Genomic DNA, 9,826 nt, shown 5'->3' with positions numbered 1-9,826 from the left:
GGCGAAGCGCGCGGCGGACGCCCGCTCCCGCCGCGACGATCCCCGTTCCCCAAGGAGCCAAGTGACCACCGCCCGCCTTTCGAAGCCTGCCGCGGCCGTCGCCGCCTGCGGCGTCCTCCTCGCGACCGCCTGCACGCCGAACGCCTCCGCCGGGACAGCCGACGGCGCGTCGGGGGGACTGAGCGTCACCAGCACCGCCGAGGACTGCTCGGTCTCGGCCGCCACGGCGGAGAGCGGTCCGCTGACCTTCAGCATCACCAATGCCGGGGACCAGGTGACCGAGTTCTACCTCCTCGCCGAGGACGGACTGCGCATCGTGTCCGAGGTCGAGAACATCGGACCGGGCATCAGCCGTGACCTGGTGGTGAACGCCAGGCCGGGCTCCTACTACACCGTCTGCAAGCCGGGCATGGTGGGCGACGGCGTGGGCCGCGCTTCGTTCACCGTGACCGACTCCGGGACCGCCGTCGAGCCGACGGGCGACGAGCAAACGCAGATCGACGCCGCCGCGGTCAACTACAAGGCCTACGTCAAGGACCAGGTGGACCAGCTCCTGGCGGGCACCGAGGACTTCGCGGCCGCCTACGTCGCCGGTGACGACGACGCGGCCCGCCGCCTCTACCCGACCACCCGGATGCACTTCGAGCGGGTGGAGCCCGTGGCCGAGAGCTTCGGCGACCTCGACCCGAAACTCGACAACCGCGAGGCGGACCTCGCCGAGGGGGAGGAGTGGACCGGCTGGCATCGCATCGAGAAGGACCTGTGGCCGCCGGCCGACGCCGCGTACACTCCGCTGACGCAGGCGGAGCGGGAGGCCGTGGCCGCGCGACTCGTCGAGGACACCACCACGCTGCACGCAGCCGTGCAGGAGATCGACCTGTCCCTCGACCAGCTGGCCAACGGGGCGATCGCCCTTCTCGACGAGGTGGCGAACGGGAAGGTCACGGGTGAGGAGGAGATCTGGTCCGGGACGGACCTCTGGGACTTCCAGGGCAATGTCGAGGGGGCGCGGGTCCTCGTCGACGGCCTGGAGGACCTCCTCGAGGACAAGGATCCCGAACTCGTCGCCACCCTCGAGTCGGACTTCACGGACCTCTCCGCCGAACTCGACAGGCACCGCACGAGCGCCCCTGGTGCCGCGCAGCGCGACATCGCCTACGTCTCCTACGGCGACCTGTCCCAGGCGGACGTGAAGGCGCTGTCCGATCGCGTCAACGCACTCGGGGAACCGCTCTCGCGGATCACCGCGGTGCTCCTGGGCTAGCGGCCATGGCACCGGGTACGTTCCGGATCTCACGGCGGCGGGCCCTGTCCCTCGCCGGGGCAAGCGCTGCCGCGGGTGTCGGTGCCGGCGTCGTCGCGGGCCGGGCCGTACCCGACGCCTCCGCAGGTGCCACCGATCCCGGGTCGCTGGCGTACCCGTTCCACGGCGACCACCAGGCGGGTATCACGACGCCCGCCCAGGACCGGCTGCACTTCGCGGTGTTCGACGTCGGAGACGTCTCCCGCGAGGACCTCGTCGGCCTCCTGAAGGACTGGACCACCGCTGCCGCGAGCATGAGCCAGGGCGGCAGTGCCGGGGAATTCGCGCCCGACGCCGGGCCGTACGAGGCGCCCCCCGAGGACACGGGCGAGGCGATGGACCTGGGCCCCGCCGGCCTCACCATCACGTTCGGATTCGGCCCCACCCTCTTCACCACGGCAGGGGGTGTCGATCGATTCGGCATCGCGGCGCTGCGGCCCCGCGCCCTGGCACCACTGCCCGCCTTCTCCGGCGACATGCTCGAGGAGCGCATCAGCGGAGGCGACCTCTGCATCCAGGCATGCGCCGACGATCCGCAGGTGGCCGTCCACGCCATCCGCAACCTGTCCCGGATCGCCTTCGGCCGGGCGTCGCTGCGCTACTCACAGCTGGGCTTCGGTCGTACCTCGAGCACCAGCACCACCCAGGTGACGCCCCGCAACCTCTTCGGGTTCAAGGACGGCACGGCCAACGTCAAGGCCGAGGACCGTGCAGCCGTGGACGAGCACGTATGGGTCGCGGAGGGCGACGACCAGGCGTGGATGGCGGGCGGCTCGTACCTGGTGTCACGCAAGGTGCGCATGAACGTCGAGCCGTGGGACCGTACGCGCCTCTCCGAGCAGGAGCGGTCGATCGGACGGACGAAGGGCAAGGGCGCGCCACTGTCCGGTGGTGACGAGTTCACGCCCCCCGACTTCTCCGCAGGGGGCAGCGGCGGGGAACCCCTGATCGCCGGACAGTCGCACATGCGGCTGGCGCATCCCGACACCAACGGCGGCGCCCGCATGCTGCGGCGCGGCTACAACTTCGTGGACGGCAACGACGAGCTCGGCCGCCTCGACGGGGGCCTGTTCTTCCTCTGCTTCCAGCGCGACCCCGAGCGGGCCTTCATCCCGGTGCAGACACGGCTCGCAGGGTCGGATCTGCTCAACGAGTACATCCGGCACGTGGGATCCGGCATCTTCGCGGTGCCGGGCGGGGCGTCCGAGGGCAGCTACGTGGGAGCGCGGCTCTTCGAATCCTGACCCGCCGCGCGGTCATCGCACGACGGCGGCTTCATCCTGCCGCTGCAGGACGCGGCGGGCCGCTTCGACCGCCGCGGCGCGGTGCGCGGAGAGCGGTGTCCCGGGTGCGTTCTCGTGGGCGATCAGCGGGGCCTGCACCCAGGCCTGCGCGATGCCGAAGAGGATCGGCAGGAGCTCCTCCGGCACCCAGGAGGGATCGACCTCACCGCTCTCCTGCGCCTCGCGGAGGGCCAGGAGCTTGCGGTCCGGTTCCGCGCCTCCCGGGAGGTCGTAGTCGACGCCCTCGAGCCGCGCCCAGGTCAGCATCCGGAGGATGTCCGGGTGCTCATGGGCATGGTCGAAGATCCTGCCGACGAAGGCCGGTACGTCCGCGGGGTCGAGGACCACGGCACGGTGGAATTCCGCGGCGTTCACGTCGAGGACCGCCTGGAACAGGGCTGCCTTGTCCGTGAAGTGCGCGTACAGGCGCTCCTTGCTGGCGCTGGCGGCCTTCGCGATCCGGTCGATGCGCGCTCCCGCCAGCCCGTATGCGGCGAACTCGCCCCGGGCGGCCAGGAGGATGCGTGAGCGGACGTCCGTCGTCGAGGGCATCCCACGAGTATACCCAAACGAACTAGTTCGTTTGACTCGGGTGATGCGACACCCCTACCCTCGGAACGACATCATTTCTGAGGAGAACCATGACCACCCACCCTTCGGGTCCTTCCGCCGCGCCCACCGGGGACGCTCCGGCGAAGCCCCCCGCGAACCGCTGGCTCGTGCTGGCGATCGTCGCGCTCGCCCAGCTGACCGTCGTGCTCGACGGGACCATCGTGAACATCGCCCTGCCACAGGCCCAGGCGGAACTCGGCATGTCCGACAGCGACCGCAGCTGGGTCGTCACGCTCTACGCCCTGACGTTCGGCGCGCTCCTCCTGCTGGGCGGACGCATCGCCGACTTCTGGGGCCGGAAGCGTTCGTTCCTCGTCGGCATGGGCGGCTTCGCACTCGCCTCGGCCATCGGGGGGATCGCGACCTCCGGCGAGATGCTCCTGCTGGCGCGCGGGCTGCAGGGTGTCTTCGCCGCGCTGCTGGCCCCGGCCGCGCTCGCCATCCTCTCCGTGACCTTCCCCGGCGGCAAGGACCGTGTGCGCGCCTTCGCCGTCTACGGAACGATCGCGGGCGGCGGCGCCGCCGTCGGACTCCTGCTCGGCGGCGTCCTGACCGAGTACTTCAGCTGGCACTGGTGCCTGCTCGTCAACGTGCCGATCGCCGTCGTCGCGATCGCCGTGGGCCTGCCCGTCCTGCGCGAGAGCCGCGCCGAGGGAAGCACGCGCTACGACGTCCCGGGTGCCGTGCTCGTGAGCCTCGGCCTCGCGTCCGTGGTCTACGGGTTCTCGCGCGCCGAGGCCGGCTGGGCCCGCGCCGACACCCTCGGGTTCCTCGCGCTCGGCGTCGTGCTGCTGGCCCTGTTCGTCCTCGTCGAGGCACGCTCGCAGCACCCCCTGCTGCCGCTGCGCATCATCACCGACCACGCACGGGCCGGCGCCTACCTGTCGTCCATCGCCGTCGGCGCCGCCCTGCTCGGCGCCCTGCTCTTCCTGACGCTGCACTTCCAGATCGTGCTCGGGATGAGCCCCCTGATGTCGGGGCTGGCATCCCTGCCCATGACCTTCGCCATCATCGTGTGCGCCGGTGTGGTCTCACGACTCCTGCCCACGGTGGGCCCCCGCATCCTCATGACGGTCGGCCCCCTGATCGCCGCGGCGGGACTGCTGCTGCTCAGCCGGATCACGGTGGGCGGGTCCTACGTCCTCGAGGTGCTGCCCTCGCAGATCCTGCTGGGCATGGGGCTCGCGCTGATCTTCGTCCCGCTGCAGAACGTGGCACTGCTCGGTATCGCACCCCGCGATTCCGGAGTGGCCAGCGCGGCCGTCACGGCCACGCAGCAGATCGGTGGCTCCATCGGAACCGCGGTCTTCACGGCCCTGTACACGGTCGGTGCGGGAACCGGGACCGCGGAGGGTGCGGCCGGCGGCCTGCAGTCGCTCGTGGACGGATACTCCGTGGTGTTCCTTGCCGCGGCCGTCGCGCTCGCACTGGCCGCGCCGATCTCGTGGTTCATGATCCGGGTCGCGAGGAACGAGTTCACCACCTCGGGGGAGGCCGTGCACCTCGGTTAGGCGCCCCGGCGCCGGTCCTGCCTCCCCACCCCGCGACCACCGACGATGCGGAGCAGGGGGCGGCGGTCCGGACGGCCGGTCCCGCATCCGAAGCCAAGTATTTCGGCAGGGTATGGGTGCCCTCGGCAGAAGACGGCGGCCGGCGGTGTCCCGGCGTCCTATGCTTCTGGTTCCACGACCGAAGCGAAACGAGGGACTGAATGCGGCGCGATGATGCGCGCACGGCTGATCCGGACCGCACATCGCGCCTGCACCACAGGCACGTGCTGACCGCCGGGATGGTCCTGTTGCTGGTCGCCTACACCGCCGGCCTCCTCGTCGGGGATCCGGCGACGTTCGATCCGTTCCTCGACGGCTGGCTGTGCGTGGTCACCGAACTCGCCGCCGTCGCCCTGTGCGTCAGCGCGGCGGTACGGACGCGATGCGCGGAACCGCAGATCGTCCTGGGAGCCGGGGCGGTCATCGCCTATGCCGCGGGCGATGCCTACTACGCCGCATCCCTGGACGGGGAGACGGCGCTGAGCTACGCCTCCCTGGCCGATGTCGGCTACTTCGCCTTCTATCCGCTGATGCTCGGATCGCTGGCGGTCGTGGCGGTGCGGAAGCTGAAGGGGCTGCTCTGGCCGCTGCTGCTGGACAGCATCGTCGGGGCGCTGGGTGCGGCTTCCCTCATGGCCCTGGTGCTCGCGCCCGTCCTGCGCAACGCGACGACGGGCGGCAGCACCTTCGAGGTGGTCGTCGCCGTCACCTATCCCCTCCTCGACCTCCTGCTGATCACGGCGGTGGGCGGCGTGCTCGCGTCCCGCGGGCTCGACATCGGTCCGCGCTGGCCGTTCCTCATCGCGGGGCTGATCGTCTTCTCCGCCGCCGACGTGGCCTACGCGTTCGGCATGCAGGAATACGCCGTCGGTTCGGTGATCGACTTCGGCTGGGTCGCCGGCCTCGCAGGGATCGCCACCTGGGTGGACGGCGCCGCCGACCGGACCGCGGCACGCGACGGCAGGAGCCAGGGCGTCCCCGAGTTCGCCGCGCCCGTCGTGTCCGCGGCGTCCGCGCTCGCCGTCCTCGTGATCGGCTGCCAGTTGCGGATACCCCTGCTCTCGGTGGTCTTCGCCGCCTCGACGCTCGCCCTCGCATCCGTTCCCCTCGCGTTCCGCAACCGCATGCTCGTCACGCTGGCCAGGACGGACGAGCTGACGGGGCTGCCCAATCGCCGGGCGCTGCTGACGGACGTCCCCCACCGGCTCGGCAGGGGGCGCACAGGAGCGCTGTTCCTGCTGGACCTCGACCGCTTCAAGCACGTGAACGATGCGCTCGGGCATGATGTCGGGGACGCGCTCCTGGTCCAGGTCGGTGAGCGTTTCAGCCGCCAGCTGCGGGCGGGAGACGTCCTCGCCCGCCTGGGCGGCGACGAGTTCGCCGTGTTCCTGGACGGTGTCGGCCCGGTCGAGGCCGTCGCAGCCGCGCAGCGACTGGAAGCGGCGCTGGCGGCCCCCGTGGAGGTGGGCACGGCCGATCTGCAGGTCAGCGCAAGCATCGGTATCGCCCTGATCCCGCAGCACGGGACGGACATGGGGCTGCTCATGCGCAAGGCGGACATCGCGATGTTCCGGGCGAAGTCGGAGCGCATCGGCCACCACGTGTACGACCTGACGGACGACGACGACGGCGAACTGCGGCTGCGGACCATCCAGGAACTCCGTACCGCCCTCGCCCGGGACGAGTTCGAACTGCACTACCAGCCGAAGCTCCGCCTCGCGGACCACCGCGTGACGGGTGTCGAAGCCCTCGTCCGGTGGAACCACCCCACCCGGGGCCGGCTCCAGCCGGCCGCCTTCCTGCCCCTCGCCGAGGAGGCCGGGCTGATGCCGGCACTGACCTCGCTGGTGCTCCGGCGCGCAGTACGGAGGGCGGCCCGGTGGCGGGCCGACGGACTGGACATCGCCGTCGCCGTCAACCTGTCCGTTTCCTGCATCCTGCCGTGCCTTCCGCAGGAGATCGCCGTCCTGCTCGAGCAGTACCAGGTGCCGGCCTCGTGCATCATGCTCGAGATCACCGAGGACGTGCTCATGTCGACCCCGGCGGGAAGCGCCGGGATCCTCGCCCGCCTCCGCGCGAAGGGGATCCAGGTCTCGCTCGACGATTTCGGGACCGGGTACAGTTCGCTGGCCTACCTGCGCGATCTCCCCGTGGACGAGCTCAAGCTCGATCGCTCCTTCATCATCGCCATGCGGGACGACGAGCGCGCGAGCGCCCTCGTGGGTTCGATCATCGACCTCGCCCACAGCCTGGGTCTCAGGGTCGTCGCGGAAGGCGTCGGCGACGAGGAGACGAGGGAGGCGTTGCGGGAGCGCGGGTGCGACTTCGCGCAGGGATTCCACCTGGCCGCTCCGCTGGCGGCGGTCGAGGTCTCGCCCTGGATCGCCGGTCGGACCGTGGGGGCACGGGCATGAGGCGCGCCGCGCCGACCGGTCAGGCCAGAAAAACGGGAGCACCGGTCCGATGCGCTCGGTCGGAGTGCCAACGTCTGGCAGTGTGTAATCCATGACAACCGACCCCGATGCGCGCGTCGCGCTCATCATCGAAGACGACGCCGATGTGCGGCAACTGCTGGTCATGACGCTGGGCATGAACGGGTTCGTCACCATCGAGGCCGAGAACGGGCGCCAGGGCGTCGCCCTGGTGCGCGACCGCCAGCCGGACCTCGTGACCCTCGACCTCAATCTCCCGGACATCGACGGCGTGGAGGTGTGCCGGCAGATCCGGCCCATCACCGACGCCTACGTCATCATGATCACCGCGCGCCAGGACGAGATCGACCGCCTGATCGGCCTCGAGATCGGCGCGGACGACTTCGTCGTCAAGCCGTTCAGCCCGCGCGAGGTCGGCGCCCGCGTGAACGCCATGTTCCGACGTCCCAGGACCACCGTCCGCAGCGTGTCGCAGCCGCTGCTCGCTCCCGGCGGGCACACGGCGGAGGTTTCGCAGCCTGTTGCAGCGCCGGCGGTCGCGGCCCCCGAACCCGTCGAAGGGCTCCTGACCCACGGTCCGATCAGTATCGACACCGAGGGTCGGATCGCGATGCTCGACGGCGTCGAACTCCCGCTGACGCGGATCGAGTTCGACCTCCTGGCCACGCTCGTGTCCGGGCCGCGCCGGGTATGGCAGCGGGAGACGCTGCTGTCGCGGATCTGGGGCGACGGCTGGGTCAACGACCAGCACCTCGTCGAGGTGCACATCCGGAACCTGCGGAAGAAGCTGGGGGAGGACACCAAGGCGCCCCGGTTCATCCGGACGGTGCGCGGCGTCGGCTACCGGATGATGCCGGCCAGCTCGGACTGAAATTCCGTGCCGAGGCCCTGGAGCCGCGCGAGGAGTGCGGGGTGGGTCGACGGCCGGTCGACGAGTTGGAGCCCTGCCGAGGACACGTCCTCGAGCCGGCGTGCTCCCACCATCGAGGCGCTCACCGTGAGGCTGAGGAGTGCGACGACGGCGGCGTCCGCGTCCCGCGCGGCGAACGCGGCCTGGACGGCCCCGATCCGCTGGGGGAGCATCTGGCCGAATATCCCGGCGAACTGCAGCGCGCCCTCCTGGTTGGAGAGCTCCACGCCCAGGTTGTCGAGGATCCGCCGGTCGAGCACGGGAAGGTGGGACACGTCGGTCCTGTCGGTCGCGGGGCGGGAGGTGCCGGGAGCGCCGGCGGAAGCAGGGTCGGCGCCGTCCGTGGCGCCGGCGGTGGCGTCGGCCCGCGTGCCCGCCGGGATGGCCGGGATGGCCGGGATGGCCGGGAGGTCGATCGTCGCCACGCCTGCTCCTCTTCCTGCCGCCGGTTCCTGCGCTCCCCGGGTCGGTGCCCCGGGGGAAGCTACCCGCCGGCTCCGGTGGACGGCCCGGAACCGGCGGGAAGATCAGGGAGTGCTGCACTCCTGGTTCCCACTCTGGCCCGCGTCACTCAATGGCGGCGTGGCGGAAGGGCGAAAGAAAACCGAAGAAAAGGCGAAGGCTAGGGTCGCGTGTCGGCTCCGGACCCTGCCGGCCGGGTGCCGAGGAGCAGATTCGCACCCCAGCCGAGTGCGGTCAGCACGACGACGGCTGCCGCCATGACTCCGAAGTGGGCCGGTGTGTTGAGGATACCGAGGCTCACGATCAGGGTGGTCGCCCCGGCCGGTGGATGAGGGAGCCCGACCCGGGTCAGGACGAGGGTCGTCAGGGCCACGGAGACCGCCCCCGCCGCCATGTGGTAGCCGGTCACGCCGCCCACGGGCGCCGGTGGAAAGGCTCCGATGTGGAAGCCGTAGAAGCAGATGACCCCTGCGGCGAGGCCGACGCCGTGGCCCACGAGGGCGTTGACGGGCCGGGACGCGGGCTGCTCGGGTGACTCGAAGAACAGCATCACCGTCGGCCCGAGGCTCGGGAACAGCCACGGGAGGTGGGTGAGCAGGCCCAGCAGCCCGAGGACGGACAGCGTGACCAGGCTCAGGGCCGCGGCGTACAGGCCGGCTCCCAGATCACCGCGGGCCTTCCGCCGACGGGTGAGCACCGATGTCCTGCCGCTCATCGCGCCACCAGCAGGGCCTGCGGGGCTGATTGCTTCATCCGGGTCCGGAGCCAGCGGCTCTGGAGATCGGCGTCCTGTTCGCAGCGCTCCACGATGTCGAGCAGCTGCCTGTCCCGGCTGCCTGCCGCTGCCTGGCCCACCATGGTCCACATGATGTCCAGGTGGTGGACGAGGACGTACAGGTCCTGGAGGTCGAGCAGCAGTCCCAGGGGGCCGGCACGCACCTCGACGACGCCGTCGGCCGTCACCCGGTGCTCCTCCTCGCCCTCGACGTCGGAGCCGAAGCGTCCGATCACCGGTTGCAGCCGTTCGACGTGCCGGTCGCACTGCTCGGCGAGCGTCCGCACGATGAAGTGCACATCGGGTTCGTCCGAGTGGCCCTCCGCGACCACCCTGAACGAGCGGGCCAGGATCTGCTCGGCCTCCGCCAGGAGGCCGAGGTAGACGGGCAGCTTCACGGCTGCTCCTCCCGGGAGGCCACGGCCGGGGGTGCGACGTCGGGGAAGGTCTCCGTCGCCTCTCCCGACCGGCCCCCCGCGGTCGGCGGGACGCCGCCGCG

At 71.1% G+C, this 9,826-nt stretch carries 9 protein-coding genes; 5 read left to right on the top strand and 4 right to left on the bottom strand.

The annotated features are described in order from the left end of the window. Positions 1 to 61: 61 nt before the first annotated feature. Both efeO and efeB read left to right on the top strand, forming a co-directional pair. Positions 62 to 1,264, top strand: coding sequence for an iron uptake system protein EfeO (gene efeO, locus CVO76_RS13585; protein ID WP_208739656.1), 1,203 nt, complete (start codon positions 62 to 64; stop codon positions 1,262 to 1,264). A 5-nt stretch (positions 1,265 to 1,269) separates the two neighbouring features. After that, positions 1,270 to 2,547 (top strand): iron uptake transporter deferrochelatase/peroxidase subunit, encoded by a 1,278-nt coding sequence (gene efeB, locus CVO76_RS13580; RefSeq protein ID WP_208739654.1) that lies wholly within the window; start codon positions 1,270 to 1,272, stop codon positions 2,545 to 2,547. Positions 2,548 to 2,559: 12 nt separating this feature from the next. Here efeB and CVO76_RS13575 read toward each other — a convergent pair whose 3' ends face one another. Further along, positions 2,560 to 3,138, bottom strand: a complete 579-nt coding sequence (locus tag CVO76_RS13575) for a TetR family transcriptional regulator (protein WP_208739652.1) — start codon at positions 3,136 to 3,138, stop codon at positions 2,560 to 2,562. 89 nt (positions 3,139 to 3,227) lie between these two features. On the opposite strand from CVO76_RS13575, the gene CVO76_RS13570 reads away from it, so the two are divergent. From CVO76_RS13570 to CVO76_RS13560, 3 genes are all read left to right on the top strand, one after another. Continuing rightward, on the top strand, positions 3,228 to 4,709 hold the full coding sequence (locus CVO76_RS13570; RefSeq protein ID WP_208739650.1) for an MFS transporter: 1,482 nt from the start codon (positions 3,228 to 3,230) through the stop codon (positions 4,707 to 4,709). 200 nt (positions 4,710 to 4,909) lie between these two features. Continuing rightward, a complete protein-coding gene (locus CVO76_RS13565) occupies positions 4,910 to 7,162 on the top strand; it encodes a putative bifunctional diguanylate cyclase/phosphodiesterase (protein WP_208739648.1) in 2,253 nt (750 codons plus the stop codon). A gap of 91 nt (positions 7,163 to 7,253) precedes the next feature. Next, entirely contained in the window at positions 7,254 to 8,051 is a 798-nt protein-coding gene (locus CVO76_RS13560; RefSeq protein ID WP_133079985.1) for a response regulator transcription factor, read from the top strand. Here CVO76_RS13560 and CVO76_RS13555 read toward each other — a convergent pair. From CVO76_RS13555 to CVO76_RS13545, 3 genes are all read right to left on the bottom strand, one after another. Beyond that, positions 8,021 to 8,515 (bottom strand): hypothetical protein, encoded by a 495-nt coding sequence (locus CVO76_RS13555; RefSeq protein WP_208739646.1) that lies wholly within the window; start codon positions 8,513 to 8,515, stop codon positions 8,021 to 8,023. The genes CVO76_RS13560 and CVO76_RS13555 overlap by 31 nt on opposite strands. A gap of 197 nt (positions 8,516 to 8,712) precedes the next feature. Further along, entirely contained in the window at positions 8,713 to 9,267 is a 555-nt protein-coding gene (locus CVO76_RS13550; protein ID WP_208739644.1) for an HPP family protein, read from the bottom strand. Continuing rightward, positions 9,264 to 9,725, bottom strand: coding sequence for a hypothetical protein (locus CVO76_RS13545; RefSeq protein WP_133079982.1), 462 nt, complete (start codon positions 9,723 to 9,725; stop codon positions 9,264 to 9,266). Before CVO76_RS13545 ends, CVO76_RS13550 begins: the two co-directional genes overlap by 4 nt. Between the last annotated feature and the right edge of the window lie 101 nt (positions 9,726 to 9,826).

The sequence above is a fragment of the Arthrobacter agilis genome (assembly GCF_002953615.1).
Lineage (GTDB): Bacteria > Actinomycetota > Actinomycetes > Actinomycetales > Micrococcaceae > Arthrobacter_D > Arthrobacter_D agilis_B.
The sequence above is the reverse complement of the archived record's forward strand: the minus strand, read 5'-3'. Positions and strand labels throughout refer to the sequence as shown.